The organism is Leuconostoc fallax (genome assembly GCF_004354645.1).
GTDB lineage: Bacteria > Bacillota > Bacilli > Lactobacillales > Lactobacillaceae > Leuconostoc_B > Leuconostoc_B fallax.
Genome location: NZ_PUFI01000016.1, coordinates 2,501 through 25,944 on the forward strand (window position 1 = coordinate 2,501; position 23,444 = coordinate 25,944).

Annotated in this window: 23 protein-coding genes, 2 tRNA genes and 2 rRNA genes (1 of these 27 cut by a window edge); 2 read left to right on the plus strand and 25 right to left on the minus strand. The window is 39.4% G+C overall.

The genetic code is table 11. The annotated features are described in order from the left end of the window. The 8 genes from C5L23_RS08065 to gmk all read right to left on the minus strand — a co-directional run. Window positions 1-614 (minus strand): 23S ribosomal RNA (locus C5L23_RS08065); it reaches 2,295 nt to the left of the window's first position. 201 nt (window positions 615-815) lie between these two features. Further along, window positions 816-888, minus strand: a tRNA-Ala gene (locus C5L23_RS08070). Window positions 889-1,000: 112 nt separating this feature from the next. Next, window positions 1,001-2,567, minus strand: a 16S ribosomal RNA gene (locus C5L23_RS08075). Together the 16S and 23S rRNA genes with 1 tRNA gene alongside form the textbook arrangement of a ribosomal RNA operon. A 495-nt stretch (window positions 2,568-3,062) precedes the next feature. Continuing rightward, window positions 3,063-3,440 carry a hypothetical protein gene (locus tag C5L23_RS08080; RefSeq protein WP_010006635.1) on the minus strand — a complete coding sequence of 126 codons (378 nt, stop codon included), beginning with the start codon at window positions 3,438-3,440 and terminating at the stop codon, window positions 3,063-3,065. A gap of 18 nt (window positions 3,441-3,458) precedes the next feature. Beyond that, the gene (locus tag C5L23_RS08085) at window positions 3,459-3,836 is read right to left on the minus strand and encodes a CvfD/Ygs/GSP13 family RNA-binding post-transcriptional regulator (protein ID WP_010006637.1); all 378 of its coding nucleotides are present in this window, start codon (window positions 3,834-3,836) and stop codon (window positions 3,459-3,461) included. Window positions 3,837-3,901: 65 nt separating this feature from the next. Next, window positions 3,902-4,483 carry a peptidylprolyl isomerase gene (locus C5L23_RS08090; protein WP_010006639.1) on the minus strand — a complete coding sequence of 194 codons (582 nt, stop codon included), beginning with the start codon at window positions 4,481-4,483 and terminating at the stop codon, window positions 3,902-3,904. A 51-nt stretch (window positions 4,484-4,534) separates the two neighbouring features. Continuing rightward, a complete protein-coding gene (rpoZ, locus tag C5L23_RS08095) occupies window positions 4,535-4,747 on the minus strand; it encodes a DNA-directed RNA polymerase subunit omega (protein ID WP_010006641.1) in 213 nt (70 codons plus the stop codon). Between the two features lie 10 nt (window positions 4,748-4,757). Beyond that, a complete protein-coding gene (gene gmk, locus C5L23_RS08100) occupies window positions 4,758-5,354 on the minus strand; it encodes a guanylate kinase (RefSeq protein WP_010006642.1) in 597 nt (198 codons plus the stop codon). Window positions 5,355-5,563: 209 nt separating this feature from the next. Between gmk and C5L23_RS08105 the strand changes: the two genes are divergently transcribed. Beyond that, on the plus strand, window positions 5,564-5,896 hold the full coding sequence (locus tag C5L23_RS08105) for a hypothetical protein (RefSeq protein WP_010006643.1): 333 nt from the start codon (window positions 5,564-5,566) through the stop codon (window positions 5,894-5,896). 3 nt (window positions 5,897-5,899) lie between these two features. Here C5L23_RS08105 and trmD read toward each other — a convergent pair whose 3' ends face one another. The 17 genes from trmD to C5L23_RS08190 all read right to left on the minus strand — a co-directional run bounded on the left by trmD (window position 5,900) and on the right by C5L23_RS08190 (window position 23,253). Continuing rightward, window positions 5,900-6,640: a tRNA (guanosine(37)-N1)-methyltransferase TrmD gene (gene trmD, locus C5L23_RS08110; protein ID WP_010006645.1), complete on the minus strand. Its 741-nt coding sequence runs from the start codon at window positions 6,638-6,640 to the stop codon at window positions 5,900-5,902. Continuing rightward, on the minus strand, window positions 6,640-7,149 hold the full coding sequence (gene rimM / locus C5L23_RS08115; RefSeq protein ID WP_010006646.1) for a ribosome maturation factor RimM: 510 nt from the start codon (window positions 7,147-7,149) through the stop codon (window positions 6,640-6,642). Before rimM ends, trmD begins: the two co-directional genes overlap by 1 nt. A 92-nt stretch (window positions 7,150-7,241) precedes the next feature. Further along, window positions 7,242-7,655, minus strand: coding sequence for a 30S ribosomal protein S16 (gene rpsP, locus C5L23_RS08120; protein WP_010006647.1), 414 nt, complete (start codon window positions 7,653-7,655; stop codon window positions 7,242-7,244). Window positions 7,656-7,754: 99 nt separating this feature from the next. Next, window positions 7,755-7,949 carry a hypothetical protein gene (locus C5L23_RS08125; RefSeq protein ID WP_010006648.1) on the minus strand — a complete coding sequence of 65 codons (195 nt, stop codon included), beginning with the start codon at window positions 7,947-7,949 and terminating at the stop codon, window positions 7,755-7,757. Further along, the gene (ffh, locus tag C5L23_RS08130; protein WP_010006649.1) at window positions 7,949-9,427 is read right to left on the minus strand and encodes a signal recognition particle protein; all 1,479 of its coding nucleotides are present in this window, start codon (window positions 9,425-9,427) and stop codon (window positions 7,949-7,951) included. The genes C5L23_RS08125 and ffh overlap by 1 nt, the downstream gene beginning before the upstream one ends. A 46-nt stretch (window positions 9,428-9,473) precedes the next feature. Continuing rightward, window positions 9,474-9,818: a YlxM family DNA-binding protein gene (gene ylxM, locus C5L23_RS08135; RefSeq protein WP_010006650.1), complete on the minus strand. Its 345-nt coding sequence runs from the start codon at window positions 9,816-9,818 to the stop codon at window positions 9,474-9,476. Window positions 9,819-9,820: 2 nt separating this feature from the next. After that, the gene (ftsY, locus tag C5L23_RS08140) at window positions 9,821-11,137 is read right to left on the minus strand and encodes a signal recognition particle-docking protein FtsY (RefSeq protein ID WP_133264687.1); all 1,317 of its coding nucleotides are present in this window, start codon (window positions 11,135-11,137) and stop codon (window positions 9,821-9,823) included. 11 nt (window positions 11,138-11,148) lie between these two features. After that, window positions 11,149-14,688 (minus strand): chromosome segregation protein SMC, encoded by a 3,540-nt coding sequence (gene smc, locus C5L23_RS08145; protein ID WP_133264689.1) that lies wholly within the window; start codon window positions 14,686-14,688, stop codon window positions 11,149-11,151. Continuing rightward, window positions 14,685-15,395, minus strand: a complete 711-nt coding sequence (rnc, locus tag C5L23_RS08150; protein ID WP_010006654.1) for a ribonuclease III — start codon at window positions 15,393-15,395, stop codon at window positions 14,685-14,687. Before rnc ends, smc begins: the two co-directional genes overlap by 4 nt. Before the next feature lie 101 nt (window positions 15,396-15,496). Then, window positions 15,497-15,745 (minus strand): acyl carrier protein, encoded by a 249-nt coding sequence (gene acpP, locus C5L23_RS08155; protein WP_010006655.1) that lies wholly within the window; start codon window positions 15,743-15,745, stop codon window positions 15,497-15,499. A 28-nt stretch (window positions 15,746-15,773) separates the two neighbouring features. Then, window positions 15,774-16,823, minus strand: coding sequence for a phosphate acyltransferase PlsX (gene plsX, locus C5L23_RS08160; protein ID WP_010006656.1), 1,050 nt, complete (start codon window positions 16,821-16,823; stop codon window positions 15,774-15,776). Between the two features lie 36 nt (window positions 16,824-16,859). Then, window positions 16,860-18,893: an ATP-dependent DNA helicase RecG gene (gene recG, locus C5L23_RS08165; RefSeq protein ID WP_133264691.1), complete on the minus strand. Its 2,034-nt coding sequence runs from the start codon at window positions 18,891-18,893 to the stop codon at window positions 16,860-16,862. A 78-nt stretch (window positions 18,894-18,971) separates the two neighbouring features. Then, window positions 18,972-19,697: a YebC/PmpR family DNA-binding transcriptional regulator gene (locus tag C5L23_RS08170; protein WP_010006657.1), complete on the minus strand. Its 726-nt coding sequence runs from the start codon at window positions 19,695-19,697 to the stop codon at window positions 18,972-18,974. Window positions 19,698-19,785: 88 nt separating this feature from the next. Further along, window positions 19,786-20,997 carry an ABC transporter permease gene (locus tag C5L23_RS08175; RefSeq protein ID WP_010006658.1) on the minus strand — a complete coding sequence of 404 codons (1,212 nt, stop codon included), beginning with the start codon at window positions 20,995-20,997 and terminating at the stop codon, window positions 19,786-19,788. Continuing rightward, window positions 20,990-21,883 (minus strand): ABC transporter ATP-binding protein, encoded by an 894-nt coding sequence (locus tag C5L23_RS08180; protein WP_010006659.1) that lies wholly within the window; start codon window positions 21,881-21,883, stop codon window positions 20,990-20,992. Before C5L23_RS08180 ends, C5L23_RS08175 begins: the two co-directional genes overlap by 8 nt. A 17-nt stretch (window positions 21,884-21,900) precedes the next feature. After that, entirely contained in the window at window positions 21,901-22,389 is a 489-nt protein-coding gene (locus C5L23_RS08185) for a phosphatidylglycerophosphatase A family protein (RefSeq protein ID WP_010006660.1), read from the minus strand. Window positions 22,390-22,449: 60 nt separating this feature from the next. Continuing rightward, the gene (locus C5L23_RS08190; protein WP_010006661.1) at window positions 22,450-23,253 is read right to left on the minus strand and encodes a LysM peptidoglycan-binding domain-containing protein; all 804 of its coding nucleotides are present in this window, start codon (window positions 23,251-23,253) and stop codon (window positions 22,450-22,452) included. 84 nt (window positions 23,254-23,337) lie between these two features. On the opposite strand from C5L23_RS08190, the gene C5L23_RS08195 reads away from it, so the two are divergent. After that, window positions 23,338-23,421, plus strand: a tRNA-Leu gene (locus C5L23_RS08195). The last annotated feature ends 23 nt before the right edge of the window (window positions 23,422-23,444 follow it).

Sequence of the window (23,444 nt, forward strand, 5' to 3'; positions counted from 1 at the left end):
TCATTCTACAAAAGGCACGCCATCACTCATTAACGAGCTCTGACTTCTTGTAGGCGTCATGGTTTCAGGAACTATTTCACTCCCCTTCCGGGGTGCTTTTCACCTTTCCCTCACGGTACTGGTTCACTATCGGTCACTAGGGAGTATTTAGCCTTGGGAGATGGTCCTCCCGGATTCCGACCGGATTTCACGTGTCCGGCCGTACTCAGGATCCTGTCTAGAGGTAATCATATTTCGGTTACGGGATTATCACCCTCTTTGATCAAGCTTCCCAACTTGTTCACCTATATCATTACTTGGTAACTCAACGACAGTCCTACAACCCCAACATGCAAGCATGCTGGTTTGGGCTCTTCCCACTTCGCTCGCCGCTACTATGGGAATCGATTTTTCTTTCTGCTCCTGCTGCTAATGAGATGTTTCAGTTCACAGCGTATTCCTCTAATACACTATGTATTCATGTATTAGTAACATCCTAAGATGTTAGGTTTCCCCATTCGGAAATCTCCGGATCATAGCGTACTTACCGCTCCCCGAAGCTTATCGTAGTTAGTCACGTCCTTCATCGGCTCCTAGTGCCAAGGCATCCACCATGCGCCCTTATTAACTTAACCGGATAACACCTCACAGTGCTATCGATCAGTTTATGAGTTGGTTGCTTTAACACAACCTGCGATTAAACCGTTCTTTATTAAAGAACTTGATGTTGTTTCTCGGTTCAATTTTTTTGATATCTTTCGATATCTTTCAAAAAAAGAATTTGTTACTATTCAGTTTTCAATGTTCATCACGCCAACATCTTACGACATCGGCTATGGAGAATAGCGGGATCGAACCGCTGACCCCCTGCTTGCAAAGCAGGTGCTCTCCCAGCTGAGCTAATTCCCCATAGGCATTCTTGACTATGATACCTATTTAAAAGTACCACACTCAAAACTAAACAAAACTTTTGATTACAAATTTGACATTTAAGTCAGCGTCGGTTTCCGTTTATCCTTAGAAAGGAGGTGATCCAGCCGCAGGTTCTCCTACGGCTACCTTGTTACGACTTCACCCTAATCATCTGTCCCACCTTAGACGGCTACCTCCCGAAGGTTAGCCCACCGGCTTTGGGTGTTACAAACTCTCATGGTGTGACGGGCGGTGTGTACAAGACCCGGGAACGTATTCACCGCGGCATGCTGATCCGCGATTACTAGCGATTCCGACTTCATGTAGTCGAGTTGCAGACTACAATCCGAACTGAGACGTACTTTAAGAGATTAGCTTACCGTCGCCGGTTCGCAACTCGTTGTATACGCCATTGTAGCACGTGTGTAGCCCAGGTCATAAGGGGCATGATGATCTGACGTCATCCCCGCCTTCCTCCGGTTTGTCACCGGCAGTCTGTCTAGAGTGCCCAACTAAATGCTGGCAACTAAACATAAGGGTTGCGCTCGTTGCGGGACTTAACCCAACATCTCACGACACGAGCTGACGACGACCATGCACCACCTGTCACTTTGTCTCCGAAGAGAACAATATTATCTCTAACATCTTCAAAGGATGTCAAGACCTGGTAAGGTTCTTCGCGTTGCTTCGAATTAAACCACATGCTCCACCGCTTGTGCGGGTCCCCGTCAATTCCTTTGAGTTTCAACCTTGCGGTCGTACTCCCCAGGCGGAGTGCTTAATGCGTTAGCTCCGGCACTAAGAGGCGGAAACCTCCTAACACCTAGCACTCATCGTTTACGGTGTGGACTACCAGGGTATCTAATCCTGTTTGCTACCCACACTTTCGAGCCTCAACGTCAGTTACAGTCCAGCAAGCCGCCTTCGCCACTGGTGTTCTTCCATATATCTACGCATTCCACCGCTACACATGGAGTTCCACTTGCCTCTACTGCACTCAAGTTCGCCAGTTTCCAAAGCCATTCCACAGTTGAGCTGTGGGCTTTCACTTCAGACTTAACGAACCGTCTGCGCTCGCTTTACGCCCAATAAATCCGGATAACGCTCGGGACATACGTATTACCGCGGCTGCTGGCACGTATTTAGCCGTCCCTTTCTGGTATGGTACCGTCACATTAACATCATTTCCTACATTAACTATTCTTCCCATACAACAGTGCTTTACGACCCGAAAGCCTTCATCACACACGCGGCGTTGCTCCATCAGGCTTGCGCCCATTGTGGAAGATTCCCTACTGCAGCCTCCCGTAGGAGTTTGGGCCGTGTCTCAGTCCCAATGTGGCCGATCAGTCTCTCAACTCGGCTATGCATCATCGTCTTGGTAAGCCTTTACCTCACCAACTAACTAATGCACCGCGGATCCATCTCTAAGTGAGGCCGAAGCCCCTTTTAAACACACTTCATGCGAAATGCGTTGTTATACGGTATTAGCATCTGTTTCCAAATGTTATCCCCTGCTTAGAGGCAGGTTGTCCACGTGTTACTCACCCGTTCGCCACTCTAGCCATATGCTTTACGTCTCACCGAAGTGATCAGGTCCGCGACTAGCGTTCGACTTGCATGTATTAGGCACGCCGCCAGCGTTCATCCTGAGCCAGGATCAAACTCTCATTTTAAAAGTTTGAAGATTGCTCTTCAATGTTAACTGACTTGCTATATTGCTATAGCGTATCCGTTTATTGTTTGTTACGAATTGACTTCGCAAATTGTTTCTTTACACTATTTCGTAAAATAGTGACCCGACACATTTGTTTATCAAAGTTTTGTTCAGTTTTCAATGTGCTACCTGACATCTTGCGATGTCGTTGTTTCCTTACGAAACAACTTTTATATCTTACCATCTAATCAAACGCTTGTCAACACCTTTTTGAAATGTTTTTGCATTTCTTGGTGCGCCCTAGTCGCTCAATCCGTTGGCCTGCTTGACGTTTCCGCCAAACAACATATATTACTATACCAACCCTGTGCGCTACCGTCAACACCTTTTTTCCCTTTTTTCGCCCTTTTTACCCCCTTTTCTTTTTTACTCGATAATCGAATTAACTAGCTACTCATCAATCGCCTTTTATCATTTAAAAACACCATCAATAACTCTATTGTTCGTGTATTTATTATTCTTCAAAACCAATAAATGATGACATTTGTACTGTTTCTAGTAATGTATGTAACTTATTAGCTGGTACAAACTTCAATTTTTCATGAAAAGCAGTTGTAATTAAATGCATATTTTCTGGTTCAACCTCAAATGAATAAAAAGACATAGGTCCCTCATGATCACTTTCTAGTGTACTAAGTTCACCTAAACGCCAATTATCAAAATCAATATCGCCGTCTTGTTGTAATCCTCTTAAAACTGCACCTAATGATGTATCTTGCTTGTGCTTATGCATCTTTGTGGTATAAAAACGATACCCATTTTCAATTGGTTCAACCAAGAAATAAGGCATACTATCTTTGATGGCTATTGCTGTTGCTGCTACTAATGACATAATTTCCTTCTATCTAATTTAAATTCTATCCAAAGCTTCAGTGATCCATTCACCTTGCTTATTTGCAATTGATGTAAAACCATATTCTAAATGATAATTCGTCCAATAACGCTTCCGTATATTATGATACTTAACTGGTAGTTGATCATCGTGTCGTTGCATTTGGCTCTGACGTAATGACAAACTGATTTTTCCATTGTATTGTTCTATATCTAATACAACCACATCAACTTCTTTACCAACTGCCAATTCATTAGCAAGGTTTTTGACAACACCAGATTTACATTCCGATATATGAATCAACCCTTGTTGATGATTATTAAGCATTACAAAAGCGCCGTATGGTTGAATACCAGTAACTTTTCCTCGTAATTTTTGGCCAATCTTATAATTCATTTCTCACCTCCAATATCTACATCTTAAATTATATCAAAAAAAGCAGGCATAACGCCTGCTTTTCACTAAGCTTCAATTGTAATTGTTTTAACGACAATGTCCTGACGTGGTCGATCGTACATGTCCACCTTTGCCTTAGCAATATCATCTACAATGTCTAATCCTTCAATAACTTGCCCAAACACCGTATGTTTACCATCAAGCCAAGGTGTTCCGCCATCTTTCCGATATGCTTCAGCAATTTCAGCAGGTACATTTTTCAATGCGCTTGCCATCTGTGAGGGGAAATTAGCAGCCTGCACAATGAAAAATTGACTACCATTCGTATTGGGACCAGCATTAGCCATTGACAATGCACCACGTAAATTAAATAGTTGGTCACTAAATTCATCTTCAAAACTGTTGTTCCAAATACTCTCGCCACCCATACCAGTACCAAGTGGATCACCACCTTGAATCATAAAATCTTTGATAACACGGTGAAAAATACCGTTGTTATAATAGCCATTTTTAGCGTGTGTTATAAAATTTTCTACAGTCTTCGGTGCAATATCAGCGAATAATTTGATGCGAACATCACCCTTATTCGTTGTAATTGTTGCAACTGGTCCTGTATAGTTTTTAGCATCTAGTTGTGGATATATCATCTTATTCTCCTAATATAATGAAAAGCGCCTGTTGAGGCGCTCATAATTGGCTTAAACTTTATCTTCAAAAACAGGATCGATAATGACGTTGCCTTCTTCAATTTCTTCAAGCGCTTTACCGACAGACTTATTAGATTCAAAGACCTCTTCTGTTGCAGGTAAGCCAGCATCAAGTTCACGCGCACGCTTTGCTGCTAAAGCGATCAACTTATATCTTGAATCAACCTTTTCTAATAATTTGTCAACTGATGGATATAGTAACATTGTTCTCTCCTTAAAAGGTTTTTTCTACAACACGGCCTACACGTAAACGCTCAGCTGTAATAATAGCTTTGATACGCTCTACTGCCTTACTGACTTCATCATTTTCAACAGCATAATCATAATTAATCATCATCTTGAGCTCTTCACGCGCTGCATCAACACGTTTGTTGATTACTTCTTGTGAGTCAGTACCACGACCCACTAAACGTTCTCTAAGATTAGTTAGATTAGGTGGTGTCAAAAAGATATAAATACCTTCTGGCATTTTTGACTTAACCTGCAATGCACCTTGAACTTCAATTTCTAAGAATACATCACGCCCACTGTCTAGCGTCTGGTCAATAAAGCTTTTGGGTGTACCATAATAATTATTGACATACTGAGCATACTCAAGCATATCACCATTGTTGATTTTGTTCTTAAATTCTTCTTCACTTATAAAAAAGTAATCGACCCCATCTACTTCACCTGGGCGGGGTTGGCGTGTCGTCGCTGAAATTGAATACTGAAAGTCTACACCTTCTTCTTCAAAAATCGCCTTACGGACTGTTCCCTTACCAACACCAGAGGGACCGGATAATACAATTAATAAACCACGTTGCGTCACAATGCAAACCTCTTTATGAATTCAATAAATTTATCATACCAAGTTACTACTAATTATTCAAACTGAACATGATGTCTCTTTGAAATTAATCAAATCAATGTACGAACAAATGTTCAAGAAAATGTTAAATACAATTTTGGACCTTGCGCTTTTGAACATTTGTTCGTATGATTACATTTGAAAGATCCGTTAGATTGAGAGGTTAAAAAATGCAGAATTTCATCATGCGCCGTCAACCAAATAATCCATTTCAAGTCATACATCAATACTTTACTAAGTTATTTTCTAGACGACCATTCAACCACTATCCCATTCAAAGCCAGTTAACTGCGGAAGAGATTATTACGCGCCTTGAATATGGTATAAATTCTCGTGAAAATATTATAATCCAACTCAATCAAAACAATATAAGTGAGTATGTGATGAACTACCATGGTGTCATATACCAAACACATACCAATCATCTCATCGTCAAATCTTATGATTCACATCACATTTGGCAAATTAATCCGCAAATGATTCGCCATATTACGCTAAATTAAAAATTAGTCTTTATTCTTTTCTTCTTCAATTACTTCTTGTAAAAACATCTTTTCCTGATCATTCAATTGCTTACTGTGAATTAAATCTGGACGTCTTAGATACGTTCTACGAATTGATTCTTTTAAACGCCACTTAGCTATTTCTGCGTGATTACCACTGGTCAATACTGGTGGCACTTCTCGATCACGAAAATTTGCTGGGCGGGTGTATTGTGGGCTTTCTAACAAACCATTTTCAAAAGAATCATCGACTGCACTCACTTGATTACCTAACACATCAGGCAAGAAACGGACCGTCGCATCAATAATGACCATGGCACCTAATTCACCACCAGTTAATACATAATCCCCCAAAGAAATTTCATCGTCTACTAACTCACGAATTCGCTCATCATACCCTTCATAATGTCCTGCAATAAAGGTCAGATGATCATAATGAGATAATTCCTGTGCTACTTGATGATTGAATTTGCGTCCAGCAGGATCCAAAAGAATAACATGTCCTTTATCTCCAGCCTCTTCTTTAATGTGGTCCACAGCATCAAATATTGGCTGAGGCATTAATAGCATACCTGCACCACCACCAAAAGGATAGTCGTCAACATTATTATGCTTATTATTCGTAAAATCTCTGAAATCCGTTACATTAAAAGACAATGCTCCACGATCAATAGCTTTCCCAATGATGGATTGGCGCATTGGTGAAAACATATCAGGAAATAAGCTTAGAACATCTATTCTCATTAGTCCAATAACCCTTCCATTTCATCAATCGTGATAATTTGATTTTCAATATCAACAGCTTTAATCACATCATCAATAACTGGCAAAAGGGCATCTTTTTTATTGTCTCTTGCTACGACCCAGACATCATTGGCACCTGTTACCATAATTTCTTTTACTGTACCAATTTCATCATGCGCCATGTTGATAACTTGGCTACCAATAATTTGATCATAATAATATTGACCTTCCGTCAATGTATCTCTTTGTTCAGCACTAACTAGTAAATCAGACTGCTTATATTTCTCAACTTCGTTAATATTATTAAATGCTTCAAAAGTCAACAAATACATACCTTTATGAACTCTGGTACTTTGAATAACCACAGGAATTTTTTCATCGTTAAATTGAATAAAAAGTGTATTGCCCTTTTGAAAACGCTGTTCAGCAAAATCGGTTATCGCAGCAACCTTTACTTCTCCACGAATACCATGCGTATTCACAATAGTTCCAACTTTATAATATTCCATGATACTCCCTTATATACGTTGCCATAATCAGTCGGTTAATCGTCAAAAGAAAAGGTCATAACAAGACTACTTGTTATGACCTAAAAAATGAATTAAACCAATGCTAACAAATCTGCCTTCTTTGCTGATGAAGGATATGCAATACTTTGTGCATCCAAATATGCTTTGATTTCAGCAACAGTATTCTTTTCTGTTGGCTTCTTAGCTGCAGAAGCTGTCTTTGTTGTAGCAGCTTTCTTACCTGACTTGCTTTCAGCATGCTTTGCAATAATACCAGCATTACTTAACAAGTTACGTACTGTATCTGATGGTTGTGCACCATTAGCTAACCATGACAAAATCTTTTCTTCATCCAACTTGATTTCTGATGGTTGTGTAACAGGGTTGTATGTTCCCACGATTTCGATAAAACGGCCATCACGTGGTGAACGTGAATCAGCAACAACAACACGGTAGAAAGGACGCTTCTTGGCACCCATGCGCTTCAAACGGATCTTTACTGACATAATAAATTCCTCCAAATAATAAACTTTTTAAGTTATGCTAAACTCTAAATTACTTAACTACTACAGTATGCCATTTATCAAAAACAATGTCAAGGTTTTTCACTTGACATTGTTTTTTAAAAAATACCATAACAATAAGTAACTCAATAAATAGATAAAACCACCAAGTAATCCAGCTACTGCAATAGCCCAAATATAATCTATAGGCTGATGATGATGCATATTCAACAAATTAGATAATAAGACAACAATAAAAACAAGCATGGATAAACTAATACCTAAACGTTTCATCATTACTTACGCTTACGCTTCTTTTTGGCCTTTTGTAACTTACGCGCCATTTGCTTCATGGCAAACTTCTGAACCTTTTGTCCAAAATTACCTTGAGGGAGACCACCGCCACCCATGCCATTCATCATACTACTCATATCCATACCAGTAGCACCCATCATCTTTTCCATACCACCAAAGTTACCATTAGTCGCTTGACCCATCATTTTTCGCATTTGGTCAAATTGCTTAATCATGCGATTCACTTCTACAATGGGGCGACCGGAACCAGCAGCCAATCGTCTTCTCCGAGATGGGTTAATCAAATCTGGATCTTCACGTTCTGCTGGTGTCATTGATTGCACAATAGCCTCTAAGTGAATAAATTGTTTCTCATCTACATTGAGATTAGCTAGGGCTGGGTTATTCGCCATCCCTGGAATCATCTTTAAGATATCTTCCATGGGCCCCATATTTTGGACTTGTTTGAGTTGTGCCACGAAATCATTAAAGTCAAACGTATTTTCACGAAGCTTTTCGAGTTGTTTCTCGGCGGCTGCTTCATCAAAATCCTTTTGCGCTTTTTCAATCAGCGTTAACATATCCCCCATACCGAGGATACGGCTAGCCATACGATCTGGATAAAAGACATCTAAATCAGTTGGCTTTTCTCCTTGTCCGACAAACTTAATGGGTTTACCGGTAACGTCACGAATTGAGAGTGCTGCACCACCACGTGTATCACCATCTAATTTCGTCAAAACGACACCTGTTAGATCAAGTGATTCTGAGAATCCCTTAGCCGTTTCAGTCGCATTTTGACCTGTCATAGCATCAACCGTTAACAGAATCTCATCAGGATGTGCAATCTCTGCAATATCCTTTAATTCTTGCATCAAAACTTCATCAATTTGCAAACGACCAGCCGTATCGATAAAGACATAATCATTACGATGTTGCTTGGCCTCCTCTAAACCAGCTCTAACAATATCGCGTGGATCAGTATCCGTCCCCAAGCTAAATACCGGAATATCCAAATCTTTTCCCAGAATTTCCAATTGGTCAATAGCGGCAGGACGATAAATATCCGCCGCAATTAACAAAGGTCGAGCTTTATTTTCCTGCTTCAACTTGTAGGCTAATTTAGCAACTGTTGTTGTCTTACCTGCACCTTGTAGCCCAGCCATCATAATAATCGTTGGAATTTGTGGTGATTTGTTCAAGGGAACAGCTTCATCCCCCATCATCTTGGTTAATTCTTCATTAACAATCTTAACAACTTGTTGTGGTGCATCCAGCCCTTCAAGAATGTCTGCGCCACTGGCTTTACCACGCACATTAGCAACAAAACGCTTAACTGTACCATAATTAACATCAGCTTCCAATAATGCTAAACGGATTTCACGCATAGTTGCATGTAAATCTTCTTCACTGACACGGCCACGGCCTGTCAGATTTTTCATTGCCTTACTTAGGCGTTCGGTTAAATTTTCAAAGGCCATTTTTATCTCCAAATTTATGACATGCTATAGTTAAGACCGATTGCATTTAATCCGTCTCTTCATAATTAATTAACATATTTAATCGTTGTTTTAGTGTGGCATCATCATTATAATGCGCGTCAATCCAATGTTCTAACTGATGTTCCATACCACGTCGTGCCACGTAATCTCGTTGCAAATGCAAAATAGTTTCATAATGCTTTAGTAAATCCACGCCACGATGAATATTGTCTGAAACTGCTTGGCGACTCACTTGCTCATTTTCAGCAATTTCAACAATGGAAAGATCGTCTGCAAAGTAAGCAACCAAATACCGACGTTGCTTTAACGTCAGTAGGCCACCATAAAAATCTAACAGCGCATTGACATCATTTTTCTTTGTAATATCCATAATTATGATTCGACCAAATCCTTGAAGAGACCATATACAAATTCTTCTGGTTTAAATACTCTCAAATCAGTTGCTTTTTCACCAAAGCCAATCCATTTAACAGGTAAATGCATTTCACTACGAATAGCAAATACAATACCACCCTTGGCTGTACCGTCCATTTTCGTTAATACAATGCCCGTGACATCAGTTGAATCCTTGAATAATTTTGCCTGTTGAATAGCATTTTGTCCAGTCGTTGCGTCCAGTACCAGTAAAACTTCATGCGGTGCATCAGGGATTTCACGCTGAACAACGCGCTTCATCTTCTCTAATTCTTGCATTAAGTTAAAATTATTCTGTAAACGACCGGCTGTATCAATAAAGAGGACATCGTACGCTTCATCCCGTGCTCTTTTCACGGCTTCAAAAACCACACTCGCCGGATCAGATTTATCCTTACCAGCGACAACTGGTACTTGCGCAATGGCTCCCCACTCCTGCAACTGCTTTGTTGCGCCAGCTCTAAATGTATCCGCTGCAGCTAACAAAACCCGCTTGCCAGCCTTTTGATACTGACTTGCTAATTTACCGATCGTTGTTGTTTTACCAACACCATTAACGCCAACAAACATAATGATTGTTGGCTGACCAGTAGGGGCAAAATGCATTTGGTTATCTTCGCCACTACCTTCTTCTTCGTAGATATCAACTAATTTCTTAATGATAACATCACTAACATCTTCTTTACGCTTAGCATTCTTAAGCTTCACTTCTTCACGAAGCTCATCACTAATTCGAATCACCATATCAAAACCAACATCAGAACCAATTAACGTTTCTTCTAAATCGTCAAAAAAATCTTCATCAACTGTTCTAAAATTGGCCAAAAAACGATTAAACCGTTCCGCAAATCCACCACGGCTCTTCGTTAATCCTTTATTATAAAGAGCTTGCTCATCGGTTGATGTGTGCGCTTCATCATCAGAAGTTGTGCTAACAATATCTGCCTTGTCAGCAACTTCTGACACATCAGCGTCATCGGTATCAATCGTTGGCGCAGTAGTAGCAATAGTTTCATCAGCCACTACTGTTTCGTTTGTTATATTTTCATCTGATGTTGCGGTGTCATCTGATACTACAGTGTCATCGACTGTCTCTTCCTCAGACGTTGTGCTAACGATATCTGTCCCATCAGTAACTTCTGATACATCAGTGTCATCGGTTATTGGTGCTTGCTCCTGAACATTCTGCTGCTTATCAGCCTGTTCTAAATTATCTTGTGTTGCTTCATTTTTTTCGTCCGTTTTCTTTTTACGAAAAATATCAAATAATCCCATTGTTCACTCCTTTAACTGGCATCAATGTGATCTAAATCAATAGCTACCATCTTGGAAACTCCCGCCTCTTGCATTGTCACACCATACAAAAGATTAGCCTGCATCATTGTCCCTTTACGGTGTGTAATGACAATAAATTGGGTATGTCCACCAAAATCATGCAAATAACGTGAAAAACGTGCAACATTTGCTTCATCCAAAGCTGCCTCCGCCTCATCCAAAACGACAAAGGGAACAGGACGAACATGCAGAATAGCAAATAACAAAGTGATAGCAGTGAGTGCTTTTTCACCACCGGACAACAAGCTCATCTGCTGGAATTTTTTCCCTGGTGGCTGTGCAATAATATCAATTCCTGTTGTCAATAAATGTTTAGCATCTGTTAACTGAATTTCTGCACGACCACCACCAAACATTTGCGAAAATATTTTAGAAAAATGATGGGAAACAGCATCAAAGGTTGTTTTGAAACGCGTTTGTACCTCATCGTCCATTTCTTCAATGGTTTGCATTAAATTATCTTTGGCAGTATTCAAGTCATCACGCTGTTGTGTTAAGAAATCATAACGTTGCTTAACCTGCTCATACTCTTCAATCGCACCAATATTAACATGACCTAGTTCATTAATGCTCTTTTTCAAAAGCGTCAGCTGTTCTTCAATATCTGAAATAGTCTGTGTGACCCGCTCAATTGGTACTTGGGTGTATTTAACATTATACTCGGCCATTAGTTGTTGCTCAAAATGCTCTATTTTAGTCTGTAAACTCGCTTGTCGCGTCAAGATAGCGCCTTGTTCTTCTGTTGCTAATCTGACGTTGCCTCGTGCAATCATTAACTGCTGTTCAATCTTTTGTATCGTTACTGCTAACGTCGCTGTTGTCGCTTGCAATCTTTTTTGCTTACCTTGCAGTGTCTGTAATTCATGACTAATCGTTGAAACCTTATCCTCAGTTAAGGTTTCAGTTAAAATACGCATATTATTTTGCAATGTATCAATATGTACTTGCAAACGCTCTTTTTCTGCTTGTTGCTGCACTTGTTGTTGCACTAACTGCGCAGTTTGCTCTGAAAGATTTTGTGATTGGGCTTGATACTTTGTCCATTCAGAACGAGCCGTCACACGCTTTTCTTGTGTTGAATGATAATTTTCAGATAATTGCGTAGATTGCTGTGTTAATTCATTATAAGCTAATTCTGTCTCAGCCTGTTTCTTAGATAACTGTTGCAGTTCACTCTGAGACGTATCATATTCTTGCTGTCTTTCAGCCAACAGTTGTATCAAATCAGATTGTTCATATTCTAATGCCTTAAGTTGTCGTTCATGTTCAGTAACGATACTCTGATATTTTTCCAGTTCATAATCAGTTTGATTTGATTGTGATTTTGCTGCTTGTAATGCTTGCTGTGCAGTATCTAAATCTTGTGTTGTTACTGTGATTAAATCACGCTGATTTTGTAATTTTTTTTCTTGAGTATCTGCTGTATGTTTTAATTCAGTTAGCTTATTCTCTAATTCTGAGAGAGCTTGTTGCCGGCTCAACAATGTATGGCTTTGTTTATGTTGCATACCACCCGTCAAAGAACCGCCGGCATTAACAATTTGCCCATCCAAGCTAACTACTCGAAAATGATATTGAGCTGCTTTGGCAATCTGTGTCGCTGATTCAAGGTCTTTTGCAATGACCGTTGTCCCCAAAATATTATATTTAATTGCCGTCATATCTTTTGGCATCTTGACAAGATCTGCAGCAAGACCAACAAATCCCTCCAGATGTTCTACCATACTAGTATCAATGTGACGTGATTTAATAGCTTCTATTGGTAGCAATGTTACACGGCCAGCCTTATGTTGCGATAAATACTTAATAGCATGTTTAGCTGTTGTAATATAATCAACCACCACGTGCTGTAAAGTACCACCTAAAGTGATTTCAATTGCATAGGCATAGTCAGCTGGAACCGTTATCAAGTCTGCAATGACACCTTTAATGCCCTTGAATTGTTGCCGAACATTATCCTGCATTAGCGTTCGAACACCTTGATAAAAGCCAGCGTATTCATCCAATGCTGTTCTAGCTTGAAGATCTGTCTTAACCCGACTGACTGTTTTTAATGTCTGATACCAAACCTGCTCTTGCTCATGATAATCTTTTTGCTGTTGCTTTAATAATTGATCATGCTTCGTAACAGTTGTTGTTAATTGTTGCATATCAATCAGCTCACCATGTTCAGCTTGATAAGTCTTTAATGCTTGCTGATGTTCAACTAAATCATGTTGTACTTGCTCATATTTAACGACTAACGTTTTTTGGCGTTGCTCTAGACGTTTTATTTCTTTTTGCGTCGTTTGGCTGTTATTATGTGCCCCAGCAATCGCTTGCATAATTTCAATATAAGCTGCCCGATTACTGTTAATTTTGGCTTGCAAAGTTTCTTGCTGGTTTTCACTAGCTTGTTGATCTAATTGAGAGACTGTTTGTGACAATTCTTGATACTTTTGATCTGCAGTTAATTTGCGCTGCTCTAATGTTTCCAAATATATGGCATTGGCATCTAGTGTTTCAGTTAGCTTTTCTAAACGAGATTGCGTATCATGCAGTTCACTCGTTAAATTTTGATATTGCTGTTGTTTTAAATTTTGTGCGCCAATGAGTTGTTCTTTTTTTTGTATTAAAGTCACAACCTGCTGTTGCGCCTGTTCTTGTTGTTGACTCAAATCAGCTTGCTCTTGACGCTGATCTGCTAATCTGGTTTCTAAATCGTCTGCTGCTTGCTTTGCTGACTTAACTTGTGTCTGCTGATCTGCCAAAGCTCGTTCAGTTGTCACCTGCTTATCATTTAACTGTTGAATTAATAACGCTAAACGAGATTGATCTAATAATTCATAACGTTCTTTTTGAGATAAATAATCTGTTGCTTGTGCACTTTGCTGCGCCAACCCGTCTAAGCGTTGTTCAATTTCATAGATAATATCACCCACACGAGACAAATTATCATTCGTTTGTTCTAGTTCGCGTTGTGCTTTATCTTTATTTTGCTTATATTTATGAACACCTGCCACTTCTTCTATAATGGCACGACGTTCCTCAGGCTTAGCATTAAAAATACTCTCTACACGTCCTTGGCTGATAATGGAAAAACTTTCCTTACCTAAACCAGTGTCTGTAAAGAGATCTTGAACATCACGTAAACGGCTATCAACCCCATTAATCTGATAAACGCTTTCCCCTGAGCGATATAATTTCCGTGTAATTGTCACTTCGCTAAATAACGTATTCAAATACTGGTCATCGTTATCAAAAGTCATGGATACTTCAGCACGATTCAATCCATGCCGAATATGTGTACCACCAAAAATAACATCACTCATTTTCGTACCGCGTAAATCCTTGGCACGTTGTTCGCCCATTACCCATCTTATCGCTTCAATGATATTGGACTTACCAGAACCATTAGGGCCAACAATGCCTGTCATACCAGGCATAAATTCAATTGTTGTTTTATCAGCAAACGACTTGAAGCCACTAATTTCTAGCGTTTTAAGTTTCATTCGGTTGTATCATCTTCCAAAGAATTTAAAGCTTTTCTAGCCGCAGCTTTCTCGGCATCTTTAATTGACTTACCTGTGCCACGTGCTAATTCACGGTCATCAAGTGATACACTTGCCTCAAAACAAGTTGAGTTGTCCGCCAAAATCGTTTCACTAATTGTATTATAGTCAATATCTACAGGACCATTAGCCTGTAATTTTTCTTGCAATCGGCTTTTAAAATCAATAAAGTGATCAAAAAAGTCCGTATCAACTGCTGCAAATAAAGTCGCATCCAAAAAACGCTTTACAGTATCAGCACCTTGATCTAGATAAAGTGCCCCAATAAAAGCTTCCCAAATATCTTCCAATAAGGAATCTCGGTCTCGCGCACCATTCATCTCTTCACCTTTACCAAGTCGTATCGCTTCATTTAAGCGGACTTGACGGGCAAAGTGAGCAAATGAACGCGTCTGCACCATTGCAATACGCATTTCAGTCAATTGGCCTTCATGCCATTTTGGATAACGTCTGAATAAGTATTCAGCGACGGTTTCCTGCATGACTGCATCGCCAAGAAATTCTAATCTTTGATAATCTCGACCTGTTTCATCTGGATGTTCATTCAAGTAGTTACGCTGTGTTAATGCCTCTAATAACAACGTTTCATTATCAAATGAAATGGCAAAAGTTTGATTTAAATATTGTTTAAAACTGTCTACTGACACATTAAACTCCCGTATTTTTAATTTTGTACTTTGTTAATTATACCAAATTTATATGAATAATTTGCTAAATAAAAAACAGCCGAAGCTGATTTTTGTCTTGATTATTCTTGATGTGCCGCAATATACTCGACAGTTTGTTGTAATGTAATTAAATTTTCGGCATCTTCATCCGGAATTTCAACATTAAACATATCCTCTAGCTCTAAAATTAATTCAACAAAGTCGATGGAATCAGCATCAACATCCGTTAAAAAATTCAAGTTGGGCGTGATACTTTCGCGTTTTAGATTAAAACGTTTTGAAATTTCGTCAGCCATCATATTATAAATTTCGTCTTTATTCATTGCCATGATTCATCTCCCAAAATCATATTATTAATTATTTACTTTCTGACTCATTTTGAAGATCAGCTTTCACTGATTGTAAATCGTCATGATGCTTTGACACATAATCTTGAATGTCAGGAATCAGGTTGTGCTCAATCATAATTCGAATTTGTCCCATAGTATTGGCGACAGCACTAGCTTTTGCAGAACCATGTGTCTTCACGACAGGCGCCTTAACACCTAAAATAATTGCTCCGCCGGCTTCATTGTAGTCCAATTTTTTCTGGATTTCTTTAAAGGCTGGTTTCAACAATGCACCGCCTATTTTGCCTTTTAAGCCAGAATTCAAAATAGCTTTTTTCATTTGCTTTAATAACATTAAAGCGGTACCTTCTGTCGCTTTTAGCGCAGCATTTCCAGAAAAGCCATCCGCAACAACGACATCAGCGGTACCTTCTAATAATTCTCTTGACTCAATATTACCTAAGAAATTAAAAGCAGCAGTTGATTTCATTAATTGATGCGCAACTTTATGCGTCTCATCCCCCTTGTCTTCTTCTGCGCCATTATTTAATAAGCGAACACGCGGATTATCAAATCCTAGAACATGTGTCGCGTAAAAGCTACCTAAAATACCATATTGGTAAAGATGAACGGGCTTATTTTCAGCATTGGCACCCAAATCCATAAAGACAAACTGATCATTAGGTCCATCAAAACTAGGCAATGCCGTTGCTAGTGCTGGTCGATCCACGCCCTTAATACGCCCAACAATAAAAATAGCGCTTGATAGCAACGCACCCGTATTACCTGCGCTAAATAATGCATCTGCTTCACCTGATTTAACAGCATTAGCAGCACGCACTAGTGATGAATCTTTTTTACGTCGCATTGCTTTAACGGGTTCATCACCCATTTCAATAACTTCAGTTGTCGCAACTAAAGTCATACGCTCCCAGTTTTTAACTAAGGGTTTTACTTTTGATTCAGTACCAAAAAGGTAAAATTCAATATCTTCGTAACGATCACGCGCTAACTCAATTCCCTTGACAATTTCTTGTGGGGCAAAGTCGCCACCCATTGCATCAACTGCTATTTTCATTATAAGTCCTCAATTAATTTATATTCACCAATCCACCTAGTCAAAGTAACGATAGTTTGCCATTGTACGCGACAAATAATCAACTAGTGCCTGGTTATCCATTTGCGCATCCCATTTTGGTGTATCAACCGTTGCAATGGCTTCTTGTTGCGCAATCTCCATCATGGTCAAATCTTTAATTGGATCACCAACCATGAATTCTGGCACACCCGATTGCTTAACACCCAAAATATCACCAGGTCCACGCAATTCAAGATCTTTTTGTGCTAGAACAAACCCATCAGTTGTGGCCACCATTGCATCTAAACGTTGCTGACCATAATCCGTTTTTGGATCGGCAACCAATATTGTATAAGATTGTCGCTTACCTCGACCAACACGACCTCTTAATTGGTGTAGTTGCGCCAAACCAAATCGATCTGCATCTAATATTACCATAACTGTTGCATTCGGCACATCTACACCGACTTCAATAACCGTCGTCGCGACTAAAATCTGCAATGTGTTTTTTTGAAAATTAGCCATCATTTCAGCTTTTTCATCGTTACTTAAGCGTCCATGTAATAAACCAATTTTAAATTGTGGTAATGACAACTGCAATGACTCATACATAGCTTGCGCATTTTGAACATCTAGCGCCTCTGATTCTTCAATAAGTGGGGTCACGATATAGGCTTGTGCACCCGAGGCAACTTGTTCTTTCACAAATGCAATAGCTTGATCTAGTTGATTGTGCGATAAGCGTTTGGTCTCGATTGGTTTACGCCCATTCGGTAACTGATCGATAATTGACACATCCATTTCACCATACGCTGTAATCGATAGCGTCCGTGGAATCGGCGTTGCCGTCATAGCTAAAATGTCCGGATTCATACCATTTTCACGTAGTTTGGCACGTTGGGATACCCCAAAGCGGTGCTGTTCATCAATCACTGCCAATGATAGATGATGAAACAAGACATCGGGCTGTAACAAAGCATGCGTACCAACCAATATATCAATATCACCATTCACAAGATCTTCAAGCAAATGTCGCCGGGCAGCGACTCTCATGCCACTAGTAAGTAATTCAACGCGAACCGAAAGGCCAACTTGTTCAAATAGATTGGCCAAGTTAATCGCATGTTGCCGCGCTAATATTTCAGTTGGCGCCATCATGGCCGCTTGTCTTCCAGCGGTGACAACTGCATACATGGCTAATGCTGCGACGATTGTTTTACCTGATCCCACGTCACCTTGAAGTAATCGATTCATATGTATCGGTCGCTTCTGATCTTGCAAAATTTCTCGACTAACCTTTTGCTGTGCTGCTGTCAATGTGAAGGGTAATTTCTGGGTAAATGCTTTGAGTGCTACAACATCGTAATCAATACTTTCACCAGAAAATTGTTGATCTGCTATCTTTAAAAGTTGTAAACGCATTTGAAAAAGGTAAAACTCTTCAAACGCTGCACTGCGACGGGCTGCTTTTGCCCAATCTGCATCCTTTGGAAAATGCATCTCTTCAATTTGCTTTTGACGTGTTAATAAATGGTATTTTTTTCGGATTGGTTGCGGTACTAATGACGGGATATGCTCTCTCACGTCCGCCCAAGCTACTTCAATCAAATGTCGAATTGTTTTAGCATTAATCTGTTTAGAAGCTGGATAAATTGGCGCCAATTCATCCGTACTAGCAGAAATCATTTTAATACCATTTAATGTCTGCCGATTACGATCGTAAGTACCATAAACCGCTACTTCCTGACCAATATCGATTTGTTTTGCTAACCAAGGCTGATTAAAAAAACTCACACCAATATTGTCATGTTCAACCAATAAACGGAAGAGTAAACGTGTTTTTTTGTACCCATAGCGACTTAAAACCGGCGGCGCACTAACAACACCCTTAAAGGTTGCCTTTTCACCATCCAGCGTTTCACTAGGTAAACGCGCTCCCAAATCATCATATCGATAGGGATAATAGCTGACCAAATCTTCAATTGTAAAAATATTTAGGGCATTAAAGGCAGCTTCCCGTTTGGGTCCAACACCATCTAATGCCGTTATACTATCACTTAACTGAACCATATATCATCATTATAACAAATATACTTTTGTATAAACAAAACAGCATTGATGTCACCATCAATACTGTTTTATTAGCAATTAATCAGCTGTTGTGTAGACAGCCAATACGTCTTCATTGTCTTCTAATTCGTCGACCAACTTATCAAGTTTCTCTTGATCATCATCTGACAAATCCGTCATCGGATTTTGTGCAATCATTGTCACTTCTGATTCTTCAAAACTATAACCAGCTTCGGTCAAAGCAGATTCTATCGATTGGAAATCTCCAGGTTCTGTATAAATTTCAAATGCTTCATCTGAAGTTTGGACATCTTCTGCACCTGCTTCTAATGCCGCCTCTAAAATAGTATCTTCATCTAGCTCTGGGAACGCTGTACGATCAATTGCTAAGTAACCCTTACGGTCAAACTGAAAGGCAACTGAACCAGAGGTACCTAAAGAACCACCATAATGCTTGAATGAATTACGAACTGTAGAAACTGTACGATTAATATTATCAGTAGATGCTTCTACCAAAACCGCGACTCCAGCTGGTCCATAACCTTCATATGTCACTTCTTCAAACTTTGCGCCACCAGCACCAGATGCTTTATCTAAAGCACGCTGAATGTTGTCTTTAGGCATGTTAGCTGCTTTAGCCTTATCAACAACTAAACGAAGTGAAGCGTTCATTTCTGGATCTGCACCGCCAGCCTTTGCAGCAACATACAAATCGTGCGCTAGCTTTTGGAAAATCTTTCCACGCTTAGCATCTTGGGCATTCTTACGGCCCTGGATGTTATGCCATTTACTGTGTCCTGACATTGTGTCATCTCCTTAAATTTAAACAATATTCAATCCATTTTATCAAAAAAAACACGTCATTGCACGTGTTTTTTTAGAAATGAAAGGACTATTTTTTTAAATTATTGACCAATTGCTTCAAAATATTTTCATCACTATACGACAAGACGTTTCGTGCATATACGCGTAAACCAAAATACCCTAGTACGATAATAGCCACAAAAGTCAACAATAAACTCATCATTGCACCCAACCAATCTACTTGGGACAGCGCCAAACGTGTTGGCATTGTGCTTTGGGCAACAAATGGTACAAAACTCGATATCTGGATAAACAAATTATTTGGCATTGCTGTCAAAAAGAATGACACAAGATAACCAAACATTGCTAAATACGTCATCGGTTGAATCGCTTGTTGCACTTGAGATTGATCGTTAATTAAAGCTGCAATAATTGCTGTTAAAATCAAATAAAGCAAAACTGCACTTAAAATAAATACAACTGCGTAGCTCACAAATGGTACCGTAACGCCATCTAATGTTTTTTGTAGCATCTTGACAATATCATTATCGCTCAGCACCTGAATCGCAGCTGTACCACTCACAACATAAATGACCACTTGCGTTAATACAAGTGCAAATATACCCAGTATTTTACCAAAATACTGTGCCGCTGGACTTGTAGCAGCTAACAATATTTCCATAATACGCGAACTCTTTTCGTTAGCAATTTCTTGTGCCATCATCGACACATACATCATTACTAATGTCATTGTTACAATGCCAATACCAACGGACAAGCCATAGTTAGCACCTTCATTGTTACCCGATGTCTTACCTGGTTGATATACCTGCGTTTTGATTTCAACTGGACGTAAAAGATCAGCAGTTTGAGCAGCATTCAACCCTAAATTGCGTGCTTTTAATTGAACTTGCTGATTTTTCAAAATCGCACTCAATACTTGAGTATCAATTTGCTCACTCTTAGGTTGCGTCAATAATTGATAGCCTGAATGAGTGATTAATAACGCACCATCAATTTTTTGTGATTTTAATGCTTTTTTAGCATCATCTTCATTCTTAATATCACTAATATTCACTTTAAGTGTTTGCTTATCAGCTTTTAAAATACGCGAAATATCTGGACTATCAACAACAGCAAGATTGGGTGTTGTATTACTTTGCATACTCACAACAGCATAGGCAATACCAATAAATACAGCAGCCATAAGTAATGGTGACAAAACCATTAACCAAAAGCCTCTGGTCTTAATATGGGAACGATAAGTCTGTTTAGCAACTAAAATAATTGGTTTAAACATCAGCAGCCACCTCCATACGGAAAATATCATCAAGTGTCGGTGGTTGCTGTGAAAAGGCCGGAATATAACCATTGGCTGTGGCTTTTTCAAAAATCACTTTACCCACATTTTCATCAGCAAGTTCAACCAATAAGCCGTTTTCTTGCGCTGTTACTTGAGTAACACCCGGAATTGATCGCAATTGTGACATTGTCAACGGTGATTCAATGTATAGTTTTGTTCGACCGTATCGTTCCCGGATTTCTTTAAGTCCGCCTTGCAATACCGTCTTGCCTTTTTTCAACATCGTTAGATCATCTGAAATATGCGACACATTGTTCATGTCATGACTAGAAAATATAATCATAGCGCCTTGATCACGTAAACGTTGAATTTCAGACATCATGATACTCATATTCACTGGATCCAAACCAGAAAAAGGTTCATCTAAAATAACAAATTCCGGCTGAAAAATAACACTGGCAATTAATTGCACTTTTTGTGCATTACCTTTGGATAACTTTTGTACCTTGTCCGTCACTTTACCAACAACATCAAGACGTTTCATCCATTCCATGAGTGCTTGACGAGCATCTGAACGTCGCATGCCATGTAATTCAGCGAAATATAAAATTTGTTCTTCAACGGTAATTTTTTGATATAGACCACGTTCTTCAGGTAAAAAGCCAATGCGTTGCTTAGCTTTCAAGTCAATCGGTTGATTATTCCATAAAATACTGCCAGATGTAGGTTGAATAAAATCCAAAATCATCCGAAAAGTTGTTGTTTTTCCGGCACCATTTTGACCAATTAACCCCATCACACGCCCTGGCTCTAGTACCATATTTAAATGATCAACAGCTATATCGTTACCAAATTTTTTAGTAACTGCTTTGATTTCTAACATGATTCCCCCAAATAAAATTAATAAGTATTTCCGCCGCCTAGTTCAAGATATACCATTGCCGCACTCGCAATTAAAGCAGCCAATATATCATCCAAATAAACATTAATGCTGTCTGTCTTATCGTTAATCTCACCAATCAACCCTGGCTTCAAATCATCTAATAAACCGTAATGAACCGTTGCAGCAGCTGAGAATTGTTGCGTGATACCAATTGCCAAAATCTCATCAACATTGTGTCCATTAGCATCACGTCGTAGACGCGCCTTAAGTGGTTGTGTATCAGGCATAATTGCTGCCTGTTCATCTAAATATAATGCCGTTAGAATAATATCTGCTACTTCATCTTTATGTAATACATGTGCCACAGCTTGTTCTAACTGTGTGTCATTAATAGCATCATGGTACTTATTTGTTAAAAATTCTTTTGTACCAAATGCAATATCTTCCATGCGAACGTCATGTTCTGCTAACTTTTGAATAGCAGATGCTTGTAAATCTTGGCCCATAAATTTTCTCCTTTTGCTTATTGATATATTATAACGGAAATCAAGCTACTCTTGTACTATTCATTCAATCCCTAGTCGGGTACTTGGATTAATCAGTGCCTCATGACAATATGGTGTTAAGTAGCGCCGAAGTTCAAAATGCAGATGAACACCAAAAGCATTCCCTGTTTCACCCATTGTACCAATAACCTCGCCCTGACTCACACGTTGGCCAATGACCACCTTTTTGTGTGCTAAATGGGCATAAAAAGCGTAATTCCCATCGTCTTGTTGAATCATCACCATGTTACCACCACCACCATTGGGGCCAACCCACGACCAGCCTAAATCAGAAACCACACGTCCCCCTAATGCAGCATAAATATTTAAATCATTCGTCTGGCTAATGATATCAACGCCCATATGAAAACCATCAAAACTTCTAGGTCCAAAACCAGAAGTAATGTAAGGCTGACTAACAGGTGTACGGTAGCATTTATTGCGAACCGACTTACGTTGCTCACCAACATATAATTGCTGTCCGACAAAAATCAAATGAGGATTTTGTAAATGATTTTGTCGCATAATGGTTGCCATATCCACATGATATTTTTCAGCTATTTGGCTTAAGGTATCCCCCATTTTAACGTTATATATTCGCTCGGATGGTATGTTAATTTTTTGACCAGGTATAATTAGATGTCGATTCATCAATTGGTTATAATCTGACAATGCTTCAACCGATATATCGTAGCGCTGTCCAATCGCACTTAGTGTATCGTTAGGCTGTACCATAACTGTCGTGTCGGCAGCAATCGTTTTTGTACTTAGCATTATGCCAATACATGCCAGACTAAAAGTAGTAACCATACGTTTATTAAACATTTGTTTCCCCCATTTCGTACTGCATTATACGAAGTGCACTGCAAAAAATGATTAATTTGTGTATAATAAAGTGGTTCATGATTGGCCGTCGTGGCGGAACTGGCAGACGCGCACCGTTCAGGTCGGTGTGGTAGCAATACCGTGCAGGTTCGATTCCTGTCGACGGCATCATAAAAGCCCTCAGTGATTTG